Genomic DNA, 16,845 nt, shown 5'->3' with positions numbered 1-16,845 from the left:
GATCCCCTCTCTCCCAGACACCCCATGACCGACTCCGTTTCCCCACGGTCGTCGAATCAGTTTCTAGACGGAGAGTTACTGAACCTATATGTGGGATGCAATTCTAATATTTGGATCAGTAGTGATCCGGAGGGGAGATTGATGCAAATGCGCACCACTATTCGGGCCTTTACCATGATGCTCGGGCTGGCGACTTCGACCATGGCATTGGCAACTGGCCCCACCGCCCGAATAGCGGCCGAACGACTTGATCGCGGTGCGGTAGCGCTACCAGCGCAGGGCGGCGGCATGCTCATTACATGGCGTCTACTGGCCGATGATCCCGCCACCATTCGCTTCCGTCTGCTGCGCGATGGCAAGCCGATCCATGACAGCCGCGTCGGCGAAGCCACTGCCTTCGTCGACAGGAAAGGCAGCGCCACCAGCCGCTATGCGGTGCAGCGGATCGGCGACAAGGGCGCCCCCTCCCCCGCCATGATGTGGGACAAATCCTATCTCTCCATCCCCCTCACGCCCCCCGCCGACGGCGTCACCCCGGCCGGCGAGTCGTTCAGCTACACCGCCAATGATGCCAGCGCGGCCGATCTGGACGGCGACGGCCGTTACGAGATCATCCTGAAATGGGATCCGACCAACAGCCATGACAACAGCCAGGGCGGCTATAGCGGACCGGTGCTGCTCGACGCCTATCGGCTCGACGGCACGCGACTGTGGCGCATCGACCTTGGCCGCAACATCCGCGCCGGCGCCCATTATACCCAGTTCCTGGCCTTCGACTTCGACGGCGACGGCCGCGCCGAAGTGGCGATGAAGACCGCCGACGGCACGGTCGACGGCATCGGCACGGTGATCGGCGACGCCAAGGCCGACTGGCGCGGCCATGATGGCGAAGTGCCGCAGCGCGACCGCACCGGCGCCAAGGTGCTGCCGGACGGCACCAAGGTCGCGCCGATGCAGGGCCGCATCGTCAAGGGGCCGGAATATCTGACCGTCTTCGACGGCCTCACCGGCAAGGCACTGGCCACCGCCCCCTATGATCCGCCGCGCTATCCCGGCGGCAATCCCACGACCGAGCAACTGACCGAAAGCTGGGGCGATGGCTATGCCAACCGGTCCGACCGGTTCCTGGCCGGCGTCGCCTATCTCGACGGGCATCTGCCCTCGATGGTCTTTGGCCGCGGCTATTATGCCCGCACCGCGATCGCCGCCTGGGACTGGCGCGACGGCAAGCTGACCCAGCGCTGGCTGTTCGACAGCAGCCAGCCAGGCAAGGGCGACTATGCCGGGCGCGGCAATCACCAGCTTTCGGTCGCCGATGTCGATGGCGACGGCCGCGACGAGGTGATCTACGGATCGATGGCGGTCGATGACGATGGCAAGGGGCTGTGGACCCAGCCGCTCTTCCACGGCGACACCATGCATGTCAGCGATCTCGACCCCGCCCGTCCCGGCCTCGAAAAATTCGGCGTGTTCGAGGATCAGCGCCAGAATGGCATGATCGGCTCCGCCCTGCTCGACGCGCGCACCGGCCAGATGCTCTGGTCCACCCCGGCCGAAAAGGACACCGGTCGCGGCGTCGCCGCCGATATCGATCCGCGCCACTGGGGCGCCGAGTTCTGGAACTCCAGTTCGGCCGAACTGTTCGACGTCGCCGGCAAGCCGATCGGCCCGCGCCCGCGCCAGATGAACTTCGCCATCTGGTGGGATGGCGACCTGCTGCGCGAACTGCTCGACAAGACGACCATTTCCAAATGGGACTGGGAAAATGGCAGAGAAATCCCCCTGCTCTCGCCCGAGGGCCTGTCGTCCAACAATGGCACCAAGGCGACACCGGCGCTGCAGGCGGACCTGATCGGCGACTGGCGCGAGGAAGTGGTGTGGCGCAGCGCCGACAATCGCGAACTGCGCATCTACACCACCCCCTATCCGACCACGCACCGCTTCGTCACGCTGATGCAGGATCCGGTCTATCGCCTCGGCGTCGCCTGGCAGAACACCGCCTATAACCAGCCGCCGCACACCAGCTTCTATCTGGGCGCCGGCAAGCAGGGCGAACGCTGACTCTCGATCGGGTGGGCGGCGCCACAAACGCCGCCCACCTGACTGACCAATATATGGATCACATATCCATTTTTAGGGATATCTATTGACCCCTCGTCCGGCATCGCCCAAAGTGGCCTGACCAATATTCGGAGAGGGCAAGGGCATGAAGCGGAAATCGGCTGTCGGCGCGCGGATGCGTCAGTTGCGGGGTGGCCTGGCCCTGCTGGCGCTGGCGCCGCTCCTGCCCGCTCTCCCCGCCGCCGCCCATGACGCCTCCACCGTCACCGCCTCGCCGCGCCAGAGCTATAATCTCAATCCCGGCTGGCTGATGACCACCGGCGATCAGGCCGGCGCACAGCAACCCGGCTTTGACGACAAGGGCTGGCAGAGCGTCACCCTGCCCAATGCTTTCAACGAGACGCAGGCCTTCGCCCGCGATATCAAGGCGCTGTCCACCGGCATCATCTGGTATCGCAAGCATATCAGCCTTCCCGCCGATGCGACACGCGGCAGGGCCTTCCTGGAATTTGAAGGCGTGCGCCAGGCCGCCGAGATCTGGGTCAATGGCCGCTCGGTTGCCCTGTCCGAACATGGCGTGATGGCCTTTGGCGCCGATCTTACGGCTGCGCTCAAGCCCGGCGACAATGTCATCGCCGTGCGCGTCGACAATGACTGGAAATATAAGGAACGCGCCACCGGCAGCGGCTTCCAGTGGAACAATGACAATTTCAACGTCAATTATGGCGGCATTACCAAGAATGTCCGGCTCCACCTGACCGGCCCGGTCTATCAGACGCTGCCGCTCTATTCGTCGCTCGGTACCACCGGCCAATATGTCTGGGCCGACGGTTTCGACATCGCCGGCCGCCGCGCGACCATCCATGCCGAAAGCCAGGTCCGCAACGACAGCGCCGCCGCCCGCGCCTTGTCGCTCCGCGTCGAAATCCGCGATCCCGCCGGCCGCCGCATCGCCCGGTTCGACAGCGCCGCCACCTCGATCGCGCCCGGCCAGACCGCCGCCCTCGCCGCCGCCGCGCCGGTGGCCGACCTCCATTATTGGAGCTGGGGCTATGGCTATCTCTACACGGTGACGACCAGCCTGATGGACAAGGACAAAGTGATCGACAGCGTCGACACGAAGACCGGCTTCCGCCAGACCCGCTTCGGCGATGGCAAGGTCGACCTCAACGGCCGCACCATCATGGTCCATGGCTATGCCCAGCGCACCTCCAACGAATGGCCCGCCGTCGGCACCTCCATCCCGCCCTGGATCAGCGACTTTTCCAACGCGCTGATGGTGGAAAGCGGCGGCAACCTCGTCCGCTGGATGCACGTCACCCCATCCAAGCAGGACATCGAATCCGCCGACCGCGTCGGCCTGATGCAGGCGATGCCGGCGGGCGACGCCGAAAGCGACGTCACCGGCCGCCGCTGGGACCAGCGCAAGGAAGTGATGCGCGACGCGATCATCTATAATCGCAACAATCCCTCGATCCTCTTCTACGAAAGCGGGAACGAGAATATCAGCGAAGCGCATATGGCGGAGATGAAGGCGATCCGCGATCAATACGATCCCCATGGCGGCCGCGCCATCGGATCGCGCGAGATGCTGGACAGCCGCATCGCCGAATATGGCGGCGAGATGATGTATATCAACAAGAGCGCGAAGCATCCGATGTGGTCGATGGAATATAGCCGCGACGAAGCCGCCCGCGCCTATCAGGACAATTTCACCCCGCCCTTCCACAAGGATGCGCCCGCCTATAATCGCAACCAGGACAGCCACGCCATCGAGGATGTGAAGCGCTGGAACGACTATTATGTCATGCGGCCGGGCACCGGCACCCGCGTCAGTTCGGGCGGCGTCAACATCATCTGGTCGGACAGCAACACCCATTTTCGCGGCGACAATAATTATCGCCGCTCGGGCGAGGTCGACGCCGTGCGTATCCCCAAGCAGGGCTTTTTCGCGCATCAGGTGATGTGGAACGACTGGGTCGACAGCGTCACCCCCGCCACCCACATCATCGGCCACTGGAACTATGCGCCCGGCACGGTCAAGGACATGAGCGTCGTGTCCAATGGAGATAGCGTCGAACTGTTCCTCAACGGCCGCTCGCTCGGCAAGGGCCAGCGCAGCGATAGTTTCCTCTTCAGCTGGAAGGCTATCGCCTTCGCGCCCGGCACGCTGCGCGCCGTCGCCACCCACGCCGATGGCAAGACGTCGGAATATAGCCTCGCCACCACCGGCCCGGCGGTCGCGCTCAAACTCACCCCCCATGTCTCGCCGCGCGGCTTCGTCATGGACGGCGCCGACATCGCGCTGGTCGATGTCGAGGCGGTCGATGCCCAGGGCCGCCGCGTGCCGGTCGACGCCAGCAAGGTCCATTTCGATCTCAAGGGGCCGGCGCTCTGGCGCGGCGGCATTGCCCAGGGCGACAGCCAGGGCAAGGTCCGCGCCGGCCAGACCGAAGGCGAAGCGGTGGTGACCAAGGCGCATGGCGCGGACGGCACCACCTCCTATGCCGGCACCGCACGCGAGGAGGATAATTATATCCTCTCGCCCGACCTGCCGCTGGAAGGCGGCGTCAACCGCGTCCTGATCCGCGCAGGCACCAAGGCGGGCACGGTGTCGCTCACCGCTACCGCGCCGGGCCTCAAAGCCGCCAGCCTGTCGATCCAGACCAAGCTGCCCGCCGCCACCAGGGGCGGTCTGTCGACCGACTTCGCCGACGCCTTCCAGCCCGGCAGCCTGGTGCGCGGGCCGACACCCGCCACCCCCAGCTTCACGCAGCACCGCACAACCTTCGTTGCGCAGGACATCCGCGCCGGGTCGGGACAGGCCGATGCCGGCGCCACCGTCGACGACAATGAACTCACCCGCTGGGCGAGCGACGGCAAGCCGGACAATGGCTGGATCGAATATCGCTTCGCCACGCCGGTGCGCCTCAGCGAAATCGACCTGAAACTGGTCGGCTGGCGCTCGCGCGCCTATCCGCTCGAACTGACGATCGACGGCAAGAGCGTCTGGCGCGGCGAGACCGAACGGCAGCTCGGCTACACCACGCTGCGCTTCCCCGCCACGACCGGCCAGACATTACGCATCCGCCAGACCGGCCCGGTGCAGGACAAGGACGCCTTCGGCAAGGTGGTGGAACTCGCCAGCGCCCGCCAGGCCGGCGACACCGGCGCCGACGCCGTCCCGCCCGGCTGGCATCTGGGCATCGTCGAAGCCGAATTCCACGGCCCGGTCGACTGACGCCCCAAGCCCGCACGCCCCACATCCGTTCGTCTCGAACTGTCGAGAAACGAGAAAACCGCGCCGGCCGTTTCTCGGCCAAGTTCCTCCTGAGCGCCTGCATCAGGTCATACGGACAAATTCGGACGGTTTGAAAGCAACCAGAAGCTGACGTTCCCTACTCCCCTCCCTTGAAAGGGAGGGGCCGGGGGTGGGTGCGCCGCGTAGCGGCGGTCTACGGTCGATAGGGCAGAAACTCGCTACGCTCGCAACCCACCCCAACTCCTCCCTGGAAGGGAGGGGCTATGTCTTGTTACCCCCCATCACCGCCGTTCGGCGAACCTCAAAGCAAGCGCTACGACGCCTTCGCCAGTCCCGGCACCCGCACCGGCTGCGCCACTGGCCGGTTGAGCGCGACCGACAGCCGATCCGCCGTGCGCAGCGCCAGCGCAGCGATGGTCAGGGTCGGATTGGCCCAGCTCGATGTCGGGAAGGTCGAAGACCCCACGACATAGAGATTGGCCTGGCCATGCACGCGGCCATCGGCGTCGACCACGCCCTGGCGCGGATCGGTCGCCATGCGGGTCGTGCCCATATGATGATAGCCGCCGATCGCGTGGGAGGAGATGAGCGGATCGTTGCGCCACAGCTCGCCCGGCTCGTCCAGCCAATCGGCACGCTCGACCCGGCCCATGCCCAGCCGCTTGAGTTCGCGGCCCAGGCCATCGACCAGTCCCGTCACGCTATGCTTGTCGATCGCCGACAGCCGCCAGTCCAGCGCCACGCGCGGCACGCCCAGCGCGTCGCGTTCCTTGGTCAGCAGCACCCGGCTGTCGGGATTGGGCGCCTGTTCGGCCCGCACCAGCAGCGCGATCTCCAGCTTGCCCGCCTTGTGCAACAGCCAGGGGCGCAGCGGATCGACATGGCGCTGGGCCCAGGTCGCCGCCTTCTTGGTCATCATCCACATCCGCCGGCCACTGCGCGTCGGCGACATGTCGTGCTTGAGCGAGCCATAGGCCCGCATACCCCAGAATTGCGACGCCCGCGCCGGTTGCCGCCCGACGATGGTCAGCGAACTGTTGAGCAGCCCCTCGCGCCGCTGCAGATCGGCAGACGGCGTGATGAGCGCCGCCATGTCATGGCCGCCGATCCGGTGCCGCCGGCCGAACGCCTTGAGCAGCGGCCAAGCCTTGGCATCGACGATCCGCCCGCCGCGCGCATGGGGATGTTCCATGAAGTGGCGGCCGACCTGATCGCGCTCATTGCCGATGTTCGATGCCAGCAGCAGCCGGGCATTCTCGATCCCGCCCGCCGCCAGCACGAAGGCGCGCGCCTCGACATGCAGATGCGCGCCGGCCAGCGCCTTCGCCTCAATCCGGCTGATCGCGCCATCCTTCGTCACGATCCGCGTGACGCTGGCATGGGTGATGATCTCGCAGCGCGGATGGTCGCGCAGATCCTGGCACGCGTCGAAGGTGAAGCGGTTGAAGCGCGGGTCGAAATTCCACACCGGCATGTGCAGTTCCGACCGGTCGAAGCCGGGCAGCGGCACGCCATGGGCGCTCAGCGCCTCGGCGCTCGCCGGCTCGTCGCCAATCTCGAAAATGCCGCGCGCCTGCCCATAATAATCCTGCAGTTCGTCCCAGGACAGCGGCCAGCCTGACCCCGCCACCCAGTCGCGGCGCTGCAGGTCGATCGGATCCAGCGTGGCGCAGCGCCCGCCCCAGATCGCCGTCGTGCCGCCAAAGAAGCGCAGCCGCGCATCGTCCAGATCATAATAGGCCTGGCCGACATTCCTGCCGGCGTTGAGGTCGGCGGTTTCCCGCTCATAGTCCAGCCCGCCGCTTTCCAGCAGCAGCACCTGATGCCCGGCCGCCAGCAGCTGGCGCGCGGTGGTGATGCCGGCCGCGCCCGCGCCGATGACGCAGACATCTGCCCGCCGGCGCAGCGCGCCGGTCTGTTGCGAGAGATCAATGCTCATTCATGCGTCCTGATTATTGGCCAGATCGGCCGCGTGCTTCTGCAGGAAATCCTGGGATTCCACGCCGGTCAGCACATAGACGGTGCCCTTGCGGGCCCAGTAGGCGATGGTCTCGCCGTCGACGACCTGGGTGCGCGGCGTTTCCGGCAGGCCGGTGACGGCCCGCGCCGCGAACAGCGACACCGGCGCCTTTTCGCCCGCGTCGATTACCAGTTGCAGGCTCGGCCCATAGTCCGACGGGAAGAGCTGCACGTCCAGCACCCGCCAGCCGGCCGGCAGCACCGGCACGTTGATATGGGTGGCGGACCGGACATCGGCCGGGTCGAAATGCGGGATTTCGGGCTGCGACTTCATGTGCGACCGCACCAGCGCGGTCTTGTGCGACATCAAGGCCTCCTCGATGAAGACCGGCATCGCCTGCGCCGTCGGCGCGACGCCCATGTTCAGCTTGCCGACGCCCAGCGCCACCGCGGCGACGATGCCCGCCGCCATCGCCAGCCCGCCGCTCAACCGGCGAAACAGGCGGCTGCGGTGCAGCGCCCCCTCCACCTTGCGGGCGCTGTCGTGCAGGCGTTGCGGCACAGGCTGCTCGTCGCGCTCCGCCAGCGCCCGCATCGCATCGCGCACCGACAGGTCGGCCAGCACACGCGCGGCGACATCGGGATTGCGCACCAGATAATCGGCCACTTCCAGCCGCCCCATGGCGTCGAGTTGGTCGTCGACATAGGCGTGCAGTTCGCATTCGGTGATGGTGAGTTCCGCCATGGCTCAATCCCTCACGATGCGCAGATGGCCGGGGCGCACGGCGGGTGCCCCCTCCTCCAGTGCGCGCAGCTTAGCGCGGGCGCGGGACAGGCGCGAAATCAGCGTGCCGATGGGAATGCCGATCGCGTCGGCCGCATCCTGATAGGAAAGCCCCTCGACCGCGACGAGATGCAGCACGGCCTGCTGCTCCTCCGGCAGGGCGGTCAGCGCCGCCTCAATCTGGTGCAGCCGCACCATCTGCTCCTGTGCCGGCGCCGTCACCGGCTCGGCCTGCGCCACGGCATCGGCGCGGAACCGTTCGCGCACGGCCGCCCGGCGGGTGCCGCTGACGAAGACATTGTGCAGGATGGAAAACAGCCAGACGCGCAGTGGCCGGCCGCGCTGATAGCTGTCGGCATTGGCATAGGCGCGCACCAGCGCATCCTGGACCAGATCCTCGGCATCGCTTTCATTGCCGGTCAGTCGACGGGCATAGCGCATCAGCGCAGGCAGCAGGTCGACGACCTTGGGCGACGTGGGTTTCATACGTCACTTACGCCTCAGTGGCGGCTTTAATCCCCCTTCGCCCAAATATTTCTGAATTATGTATCTTCAACCCGTCAGGGCTGGATTTCGCGCCTTTCCGCGCTGCTGCGCAGGCCTGTTTCCAATATTTCCATCACCGCGATCGCTTCGTCCGCCGGCACCGGATTGGCGCCCTCGCCCCGGATCGCATCGGCCAGCGCCTGCCAGAACAGCCGGTAATCGCCACGTTCATTCATAACCATATGGCTATCGCCCGCCGCATCGGTCAGATGGCCCGGCTGCGGATCGACGCCCCAGTCCGCCCCCTCGGGCCGCTGCCCCGCGACCGTCGCCGCCTCCTGCCCGTCGGTCCCATTCTTGATCCAGCTGCCGCCCGTGCCATGGACGACGAAGCGCAACCCATGCGCCGCCGCCTGCTTGGTCGCATGCAGCAGCACGCGATGGCGCGAATAGCGCAGCGTCACATGGAAATAGTCGGGCGACGCTGCCCCCTCGCGCAGCGCGGCAATGTCCGCGCTCACCCCTTCGGGCTTGCCGAACAGGCACAGCGCCTGATCGACCAGATGCGGCCCCAGATCCTGCCAGATGCCCGCCGCCCGCGCATCCTTCCAGGTCGTCGCCGGGGTCGGTCGCCAACGGTCGAAATGGCTTTCGAACTGGATGATCTCGCCCAACCGCCCCTCGGCGATCAGCCGGCGCAAGGTGCGGAAATCCGCGTCCCAGCGCCGGTTCTGGAAGATCGCCAGCAACCTGCCCGCGCCTTCCGCCTCGGCCGCGACCCGGCGCGCATCGGCTAGGCTTGTGGCGAAGGGCTTGTCCACCAGCACATGCTTGCCCGCCCGCAGCGCGGCGATCGCATGGTCGGCATGCAGCTCGTCCGGGCTGCACACGATGACCAGATCGATCCCCGGCAATGCCAGCAGCGCATCGACATCGGCCACCACCTGCATGCCCGGCAGGCCGGCATGGACCTTGGCCGGATCGCGCGAGACCACCGCGCGCAGCGCCATGCCCGGCGTCGCCAGCACATAGGGCGCGTGGAACGCCCGCCCGCCAAGCCCATAGCCGATCAGGCCCACGCCGATTTCCTGCATCATCATCGTCCCATATCGCCGGGGCGGATCAGGGCGCACGCGCCTTGCCCCATAAAGATAGCATATACTATCTTCCTGCCGAATCCCGCGAACGGGATCATGCCGAGAGGATAGCGCCCATGTTGTTGCGCCGACCATCGCCGCTTGTCGACCCGGCATCGGGCGTGCTGCGCGCCGACCATTTCCAGATCGCCTATGCGACCAACAATATCGACCGGGCACAGGCGATCCTGGCCGATCGCTATGGCATCGGCGCCTTTCGCCGGCTCGAAGGACCGCTGGCGGCCGGCGGCCAGATCCGCGTCGAACTGGCCTGGGTCGGTCCGGTCATGTATGAATTGCTCACCGCCTCAGGGCCGGGATCGGACATCTACATGGACCGGCTCGCCCCCGGCGATGCTTTCCAACTGCGCCATCATCATCTGGGCTATCTGATCCACGACGCCGCGCAGTGGCAGGCGCTGCTCGCCCGCGCGCAGGCCGACGGCCTGCCCGTCCCCCATGTCAGCCATAACGAAGGCTTCATGGACAGCTGCTTCGTCGATGCGCCGGAGCTTGGCCATTATCTCGAATATATTTTCCCGACCCAAGCCGGGATCGACTTCTTCGCCGCCGTTCCCGCCACCTGACCCGCCCGAAAGGACCAACCATGCCCCCTGCCCCCCGCGCGATCGTCGTCGGCACCGGCTTTGGCTGCCGCATCCATGTCCCCGCACTGCGCGCCGCCGGGTTCGAGGTGGCGGGCCTCGTCGGCACCGATCCCGACCGCACCCGCCGCCGCGCCGATGCTGTCGCCATCGCTGACATCTTCACGGATCTCAGCGAAGCGATCGGACGCACCGGCGCGGTCGCGGTGACGATCGCCACGCCCCCCGCCACCCATGCCGCGCTCGCCCTGACCGCGATCGAGCGCGGCTGCCATATCCTTTGCGAAAAACCGATGGCCGCCGACCTGGCCGAGGCCCGCGCGATGCTGGCGGCGGCGGAACAGGCGGGCGTCACGCACCTGATCGGCAACGAGTTTCGCTGGGCGCCCGATCGCGCGATGATCGGCCGCGCCATCGCCAACGGGCTGATCGGCGATCCGCGCTATGTGACCCTGTCCAGCGTCCTGCCGATCGTCGCCGATCCTGCCGCCCGCATGCCGCGCTGGTGGTTCGATGCCGGCGCGGGCGGCGGCTGGCTCGGCGCCCATGGCTCGCATCTGGTCGACCAGTTGCGCGTCTGGCTGGGCGAGGTCGACAGCCTCAGCGCCACCCTGCCCACCGTGTCGGATCGCCCGGCCGACGCGGCGGAGGACAGCTATGTCGTCCGCTTCCGCATGAAGAATGGCGCACAGGGCGTGCTCCAGCACAGCGCCGGCGTCTGGGGGCCGTCCGAGAATATCAGCCGCGTCGCCGGCACCCATGGCACGCTCTGGGTCGACAAGGGGGTGGTGAAGATCGCCGACCGGGATGGCGTGCGCGACCTACCGGTCGATGCCGACCTCCACCTGCCGCCGGTCGAAGCCGACGATCCGCGCAAGGCGGCAATGCTGTTCGAACTCGCCCCCTTCATCCGCCTGTGCGAAGCCCTGCGCGCCGGTGTCGAAGGGCGGCCCATGCCCGATGACGTCCCGGTCCCGACCTTCCATGACGGCGTCGCGGCGATGGCGCTACTCGACGCCATCCGCCGGTCCGCCGCGCAGGATGGCGCGCTCGTCACATTGTCCTGAAAAGAGAGAAGGCCCGTCGACGGGGGGATGTCGACGGGCCCGATCTGCGAGACCGCCCGAGCGGGGGGAAGTGCGGCGGCCTCATGCAACAGAACGGGCCAATGCGGCGATGGTTCCAGACTTATTGCTGGTGCGGCAGCAATTCGATGAACAGCCCCTCGGCATCGGCGCACAACAGGTCGCCGTAACGCAGTTCGCCGCGCACGAAACGCTTGCGTCCCTCGACCTTCGTCACCCAGGCGCTGACCTGCAATTCCTTGTCGATCGGCGTGATCGCGCGATAATTGACGTGCAGATAGGCGGTGCGCGCCATGCGCTGCGCGCTCATATTCGCCGGCAGGCCCAATATCTCGTCGAACAGCAAAGCCACCGCCCCGCCATGGGCGGCATAATTGGCGCCCAGATGGAAGGCGCCAAAGGTGACGCGGGCATGGAGCGAATCATCGCCCATCTGATCGGGGATGAAGGCCGGCGCGAACACCTGGCCATGACCCGGCGCATCGCGCACCCGGCCGAACATGCGATGCGCCTCGTCCGCCACCATCGGCGTCAGCCGCTGCGTCCAGGCGGCCAGGTCCGCGTCCAGCGCCTGCGCCGTAGCGTCGTCCAGCTTGGCCGCCGCGACATGATCCAGAAAATCGCGCAACCGGTCGATCATCGCACCATAGGGCGTATCGCCCGTCAGCCAGCGCCCGCCCAGCAGATCCCGTTCCTCGTCCGCTCCCGGTCCTGCCGCCGATCCTGCTTCCGTCATCTGTCGTCCTGCTCCCTTTGCCCCTGCTTAGCCATGCTTTGGCGGGCGAAGGAAGCCCCCGATCGGCGGGCAGGATGACGGCTGGATCGCCGCGCATCAATCGGGCGCGGCCGCGCCTTCCGGGATAACGCTACGGCGTTGCGGCATCACGCTGCGCCCCGGCACCATCAGGGGACCGCCGGGCAGATCGAAAAGAAAATCGCCCTCCGCGCCATTGATGCACATGCTTAGGCCCGACGCCCGGAAATGCAGCACCAGCCGCCGCCGCGCGGGGTCTTCCCATTGAGCGACGCTCAGCGGCTGACCGCCCTCGTCCAGCCAGACGACATCGTCCTCGCCCAGCAGCGCCACATCGGTCAGATCGGCACAACGCCGCCGCCATTGCCCCAGCGCAAAGGCATGGGCCTCGATCTCCCGGTCGCGCGCGTCCCACTCGATCCAGCTGATGCCATTATCCTGCGCATAGGCATTATTATTGCCCATCTGACTGCGCCCGAATTCGTCGCCCGCCGTCAGCATGATCGTCCCGCGCGAGCAGAAGAGGGTGGAGAGCAGCGCCTTGATGTCGCGCCGCCGCGCCGCGTTCACCGCCGGATCGTCGCTCACCCCCTCCACGCCATTGTTCCAGCTGAAATTCTCGCCATGGCCATCGCGATTGTCCTCGCCATTGGCGAGGTTATGCTTCTCCGCATAGGCGATGCAGTCGGCTAGGGTGAAGCCGTCATGGGCGGCGAGGAAATTGACGCTGCGGGTGATGCCATCGAACAAATCCGACGATCCCGCCAGTCGCGTGGCAAAGGCACCAATCGTGCCGGCGTCTCCCCGCCAGAACCGCCGCATATCGTCGCGATAGCGGTCATTCCATTCCAGCCAGGGCAACCCGAACCGGCCCAGTTGATAGCCGCCCGGCCCGATATCCCATGGCTCGGCGATCAGGATGCGGTCGCCCAGCACCGGATCGGCGCGCATCTCCGCCAGCAGCGGCGCGTCGCGATCGAACCCATCCGGCAACCGCCCCAGCGCCGGCGCCAGATCGAAGCGAAAACCGTCGATCCCCGCCTGCACCACGAAATGGCGTAGTGATTCCAGGATCATCCGACGCACCATCGGCTGGTTGCAATCCACGCTGTTGCCGGTGCCGGTATCGTTGATCAGCCGCCCGTCCGCCTCGTGCCGGAAATAGGCGCGGGCATCGAGGCCGCGCAGCGACAAGGTCGGCCCCAACCTGTCGCTTTCGCCGTCATGATTATAGACCATGTCCATGATCACGCCGATCCCCGCATCGTGCAGCGCTGCCACCGTATCGCGCAGTTCGGTTAGGCCGCCGGGCGCCAGTCGCGGATCGAGCGCGAAATAGCTGACCGGATTATAACCCCAGGCATTGCGCAGGCCGAGCGGCGGCAAATGCCGCTCATCGATCCACGCGTTGATCGGCATCAGTTCGACCGCGCCGACGCCCAGCTTCTGCAGATGGTCGATCACCACCGGATGGGCCAGCGCGGCGATCGTGCCGCGCTGCGCTTCGGGAACGTCAGGATGCAACAGCGAGAAGCTGCGCACCTGCAATTCGTAGATCAGCCCGCCCGGCTGGAAGCGCGGCGGCGCCGGCGCGACGGCCGGCAGCCGCGGCGCCACCACCCCTTTGGGCATCAGCGGCGCCGTATCCTCCCCCTGCCCGCGCGGCGCGGCCAGCATCGGGTCATGGACGAAGGCCCGGTCGATCGCCGGCGCATAGGGATCGAGCAACAGCTTGTCGGGATCGAACCATAGGCCATGATCGGGATCATAAGGGCCATCGGCGCGCAGGCCATAGCGCGCGCCCGCGCCGACGCCCGACGCATGGCCCTGCCAGACGCCCCCCTCTCCCCGCGCCATCGGCAGGCGCGTTTCCCGGTCGTCAGCGTCGAACAGGCAGAGCCAGAGCTGCGTCGCCTCCGGCGCCCAGACGGCAAAGCGGGTTCCGCCGGCATCGATCACCGGCCCGAACCCGTCCGCGCTCATGCCGCTTCGCGCCCCAGCAGGCTGCGATAAAGGGCCGCATAGCGCGCAGCGCTGTGCGTCCAGCTGAAATCGGCGCGCATCCCCGCGCGCTGCATCGCCTGCCAGGCCTCCGGCTCACCATGCAATCGCACCGTCCGCGCAATCGCGCCGTGCAGCGCCAGCGGATCGTCGCCGGCGAACTGGATGCCGGTCGCCACGCCCGCGCTCACCGCCGCCTCATTGGCATCGATCACCGTGTCCGCCAGGCCGCCGACCCGCGCCACCACCGGCACGCAGCCATAGCGCAGGCCATAAAGCTGGGTCAGGCCGCACGGCTCGAACCGCGACGGGACCAGGATCGCGTCGCCGCCCGCCTGCAACAGATGCGACAGCGGCTCGTCATAGCCGATCTGCACGCCCACCCGACCGCGATGCCGGTCCGCCGCCGCCAGGAAGCCGCCCTCCAGCGCATGATCGCCCGATCCCAGCACCGCCAGCTTCGCGCCCAGCCCGACCAGATGGTCGATTGCCCCCATCATCAGGTCCATGCCCTTCTGCCAGGTCAGGCGGCTGATGATGACGAATATCGGCGCCTCGTCGCGCTGCAAACCAAAGCGCTTCTCCAGCGCGCGCCGATTGGCGCTCCGCCCGCTGAGCGCCCGCGCGCTGAAACGCCGCGCGATCAGTTCATCCTCGGCCGGGTTCCAGATATCGGTATCGACGCCGTTCAATATGCCGTGCAGCTTGTCGCTGCGCCCGTTGATCAGCCCGTCCAGACCCATGCCATGCACCGGCGAGCGGATTTCCTCGGCATAGGTCGGGCTGACCGTGGTGATCGCATCGGCCGACACCAGCCCCGCCTTCAGGAAGCCGGTGCCGCCATAATATTCCACGCCATCCATGCCCCATGCCTCCGGCGGCAGGCCCAGCTGGCCGAAAATCTCCGGCCCGAACCGCCCCTGAAAGGCCAGATTATGGATGGTGACGATGCGCGGCACGGCATGGGCCGGGCCAAAGCGCATATAGGCCGCCGTCATCGCCGCCTGCCAGTCATGGACATGGACGATATCGGGCACCCATCCCTTCACGCCCTCCGCCGCAATGTCCGCACCGACCCGCGCCAGCGCGGCAAAGCGCCGCCAATTGTCGCCCCAGTCATTGCCGCCATGGTCGCCATAGGGCCCGCCTTCGCGCGCGAAGAAATCGGGCACATCCAGCACCAGCAGGTCGAGGTCACCAACCTTGCCCGCCAGCACCGTCGCCGGGGCGCCGAACAGCTTTTCATAGCGACGCACCGCCTTGGCCTTGCCCAGCTTCGACAGCACCGACGGATAGCCCGGCACCAGCGTCCGGGTCTCGACATCATGGCCGGCCAGCGCGCCGGGCAGCGCGCCGACGACATCGGCCAGCCCCCCGGTCTTGATCAGCGGATAAATTTCGGACGCAACCGACAGAAGCTTCATCATCATCCTTCGTTTCAGGCCACCAGCCGATCGATCATCGGCTGCGTCACCAGGCATATGCCGCTGTCGGTGCGACGGAAATGCTGCGCGTCAAAGGCCGGGTCTTCGCCGATGATCAGGCCCGGCGGGATGCTGATCCCGGAATCGACCACGCATTTGTGCAGCCGCGCGCCCCGCCCGATCACGCAATTGGGCATGATGACGCTCTCTGTAATGGACGAGAAGCTGTGGGTGCGCACCTCGGAAAAGAGCAGGCTGCGATGCAGCGAGGAGCCCGACACGATGCAGCCGCCCGCCACCAGCGAACTGGTCGCCGATCCGCGCCGGCCATCCTCGTTATGGACGAACTTGGCCGGCGGCGTGACCTCCGAATAGGTCCAGAGCGGCCAGCTGCGGTCGTAAAGGTCCAGGCTGGGCACCACGTCGGTCAGGTCGATATTGGCCTGCCAATAGGCGTCGATCGTGCCGACATCGCGCCAATAGGGCACCAGCTCGCTTTCCGCCCGCACGCAACTGCTGGAAAAGCGATGCGCCACCGCCTTCCCGTGCTTGACGATATAGGGGATGATGTCACCGCCGAAATCGCGCTTGCTGTTCTTGTCGTCGGCGTCGCGCAACAATTGCTCGATCAGGAAGCGGGTGCGGAAGACATAAATGCCCATCGATGCCAGCGCCATGTCGGGCTGGCCGGGAATGGCGGGCGGATCCTTGGGCTTTTCGACAAAGGCGGTGATCACATCCGCCTCGTCGACATGCATCACGCCAAAGCCGACCGCTTCCTTGCGCGGCACCTCCAGACAGCCGACGGTGACGTCTGCGCCACTGTCGACATGCTGTTGCAGCATCAGCTCATAGTCCATCTTGTAGACATGATCGCCGGCCAGGATAACCATATATTCCGGCGCATAGCTTTCGATGATGTCGATATTCTGGAACACCGCGTCGGCCGTGCCCTCATACCATTGGCTTTCGGAGATACGCTGGCTGGCGGGCAATATGTCGAAGCTCTCGTTGCGCTCGGGCCGCAGGAAGTTCCAGCCGCGCTGCAAATGACGGATCAGCGAATGGGCCTTATACTGGGTCGCCACGCCGATGCGGCGGATACCGCTGTTGAGCGCATTGGACAGCGCAAAGTCGATGATCCGCGCCTTGCCGCCGAAATGCACCGCCGGCTTGGCCCGGCGATCGGTCAGCTCGGCAAGGCGACTGCCGCGTCCGCCGGCCAGCACATAGGCCATGGCGTCGCGCGCGATCGGCTGATTGCGTTGTTGCATTAGGGCTCCTCTCT

The 16,845-nt window shown here is 66.6% G+C and carries 12 protein-coding genes; 4 read left to right on the top strand and 8 right to left on the bottom strand.

Going from position 1 to position 16,845, the window contains the following annotated elements:
• Positions 1 to 147: 147 nt before the first annotated feature.
• Positions 148 to 2,061: a rhamnogalacturonan lyase gene (locus U0025_RS05660; RefSeq protein ID WP_257011005.1), complete on the top strand. Its 1,914-nt coding sequence runs from the start codon at positions 148 to 150 to the stop codon at positions 2,059 to 2,061.
• A gap of 145 nt (positions 2,062 to 2,206) precedes the next feature.
• Positions 2,207 to 5,302: a DUF4982 domain-containing protein gene (locus U0025_RS05655; RefSeq protein ID WP_004211884.1), complete on the top strand. Its 3,096-nt coding sequence runs from the start codon at positions 2,207 to 2,209 to the stop codon at positions 5,300 to 5,302.
• A 334-nt stretch (positions 5,303 to 5,636) separates the two neighbouring features.
• Here the strand turns inward: U0025_RS05655 and U0025_RS05650 are convergent, their stop codons facing one another.
• The 4 genes from U0025_RS05650 to U0025_RS05635 all read right to left on the bottom strand — a co-directional run bounded on the left by U0025_RS05650 (position 5,637) and on the right by U0025_RS05635 (position 9,652).
• The gene (locus U0025_RS05650) at positions 5,637 to 7,262 is read right to left on the bottom strand and encodes an FAD-dependent oxidoreductase (RefSeq protein ID WP_004211882.1); all 1,626 of its coding nucleotides are present in this window, start codon (positions 7,260 to 7,262) and stop codon (positions 5,637 to 5,639) included.
• On the bottom strand, positions 7,263 to 8,027 hold the full coding sequence (locus U0025_RS05645; RefSeq protein ID WP_004211880.1) for an anti-sigma factor family protein: 765 nt from the start codon (positions 8,025 to 8,027) through the stop codon (positions 7,263 to 7,265).
• 3 nt (positions 8,028 to 8,030) lie between these two features.
• Positions 8,031 to 8,552, bottom strand: a complete 522-nt coding sequence (locus U0025_RS05640) for a sigma-70 family RNA polymerase sigma factor (protein ID WP_004211878.1) — start codon at positions 8,550 to 8,552, stop codon at positions 8,031 to 8,033.
• A 74-nt stretch (positions 8,553 to 8,626) separates the two neighbouring features.
• Positions 8,627 to 9,652 (bottom strand): oxidoreductase, encoded by a 1,026-nt coding sequence (locus tag U0025_RS05635; RefSeq protein WP_080604520.1) that lies wholly within the window; start codon positions 9,650 to 9,652, stop codon positions 8,627 to 8,629.
• Between the two features lie 113 nt (positions 9,653 to 9,765).
• Between U0025_RS05635 and U0025_RS05630 the strand changes: the two genes are divergently transcribed.
• A complete protein-coding gene (locus U0025_RS05630; protein WP_004211875.1) occupies positions 9,766 to 10,275 on the top strand; it encodes a VOC family protein in 510 nt (169 codons plus the stop codon).
• 20 nt (positions 10,276 to 10,295) lie between these two features.
• Positions 10,296 to 11,360, top strand: coding sequence for a Gfo/Idh/MocA family protein (locus U0025_RS05625; protein WP_004211874.1), 1,065 nt, complete (start codon positions 10,296 to 10,298; stop codon positions 11,358 to 11,360).
• Between the two features lie 121 nt (positions 11,361 to 11,481).
• Here U0025_RS05625 and U0025_RS05620 read toward each other — a convergent pair whose 3' ends face one another.
• From U0025_RS05620 to glgC, 4 genes are all read right to left on the bottom strand, one after another.
• Positions 11,482 to 12,114 carry a PaaI family thioesterase gene (locus tag U0025_RS05620; protein WP_004211872.1) on the bottom strand — a complete coding sequence of 211 codons (633 nt, stop codon included), beginning with the start codon at positions 12,112 to 12,114 and terminating at the stop codon, positions 11,482 to 11,484.
• A gap of 96 nt (positions 12,115 to 12,210) precedes the next feature.
• Entirely contained in the window at positions 12,211 to 14,115 is a 1,905-nt protein-coding gene (glgX, locus tag U0025_RS05615; protein ID WP_004211870.1) for a glycogen debranching protein GlgX, read from the bottom strand.
• A complete protein-coding gene (glgA, locus tag U0025_RS05610; protein ID WP_037491325.1) occupies positions 14,112 to 15,563 on the bottom strand; it encodes a glycogen synthase GlgA in 1,452 nt (483 codons plus the stop codon). The genes glgX and glgA overlap by 4 nt, the downstream gene beginning before the upstream one ends.
• Before the next feature lie 8 nt (positions 15,564 to 15,571).
• Positions 15,572 to 16,831, bottom strand: a complete 1,260-nt coding sequence (gene glgC / locus U0025_RS05605; RefSeq protein ID WP_004211867.1) for a glucose-1-phosphate adenylyltransferase — start codon at positions 16,829 to 16,831, stop codon at positions 15,572 to 15,574.
• Between the last annotated feature and the right edge of the window lie 14 nt (positions 16,832 to 16,845).

This window comes from Sphingobium yanoikuyae (genome assembly GCF_034424525.1).
GTDB classification, from domain to species: domain Bacteria; phylum Pseudomonadota; class Alphaproteobacteria; order Sphingomonadales; family Sphingomonadaceae; genus Sphingobium; species Sphingobium yanoikuyae.
The sequence above is the reverse complement of the archived record's forward strand: the minus strand, read 5'-3'. Positions and strand labels throughout refer to the sequence as shown.

Bases quoted from the DNA above. Each gene is read 5' to 3' on its own strand.
- U0025_RS05660 (WP_257011005.1), top strand. From the start codon at position 148: ATGCGCACCACTATTCGGGCCTTTACCATGATGCTCGGGCTGGCGACT.
- U0025_RS05655 (WP_004211884.1), top strand. From the start codon at position 2,207: ATGAAGCGGAAATCGGCTGTCGGCGCGCGGATGCGTCAGTTGCGGGGT.
- U0025_RS05650 (WP_004211882.1), bottom strand. From the start codon at position 7,262: ATGAGCATTGATCTCTCGCAACAGACCGGCGCGCTGCGCCGGCGGGCA.
- U0025_RS05645 (WP_004211880.1), bottom strand. From the start codon at position 8,027: ATGGCGGAACTCACCATCACCGAATGCGAACTGCACGCCTATGTCGAC.
- U0025_RS05640 (WP_004211878.1), bottom strand. From the start codon at position 8,552: ATGAAACCCACGTCGCCCAAGGTCGTCGACCTGCTGCCTGCGCTGATG.
- U0025_RS05635 (WP_080604520.1), bottom strand. From the start codon at position 9,652: ATGATGATGCAGGAAATCGGCGTGGGCCTGATCGGCTATGGGCTTGGC.
- U0025_RS05630 (WP_004211875.1), top strand. From the start codon at position 9,766: ATGTTGTTGCGCCGACCATCGCCGCTTGTCGACCCGGCATCGGGCGTG.
- U0025_RS05625 (WP_004211874.1), top strand. From the start codon at position 10,296: ATGCCCCCTGCCCCCCGCGCGATCGTCGTCGGCACCGGCTTTGGCTGC.
- U0025_RS05620 (WP_004211872.1), bottom strand. From the start codon at position 12,114: ATGACGGAAGCAGGATCGGCGGCAGGACCGGGAGCGGACGAGGAACGG.
- glgX (WP_004211870.1), bottom strand. From the start codon at position 14,115: ATGAGCGCGGACGGGTTCGGGCCGGTGATCGATGCCGGCGGAACCCGC.
- glgA (WP_037491325.1), bottom strand. From the start codon at position 15,563: ATGATGATGAAGCTTCTGTCGGTTGCGTCCGAAATTTATCCGCTGATC.
- glgC (WP_004211867.1), bottom strand. From the start codon at position 16,831: ATGCAACAACGCAATCAGCCGATCGCGCGCGACGCCATGGCCTATGTG.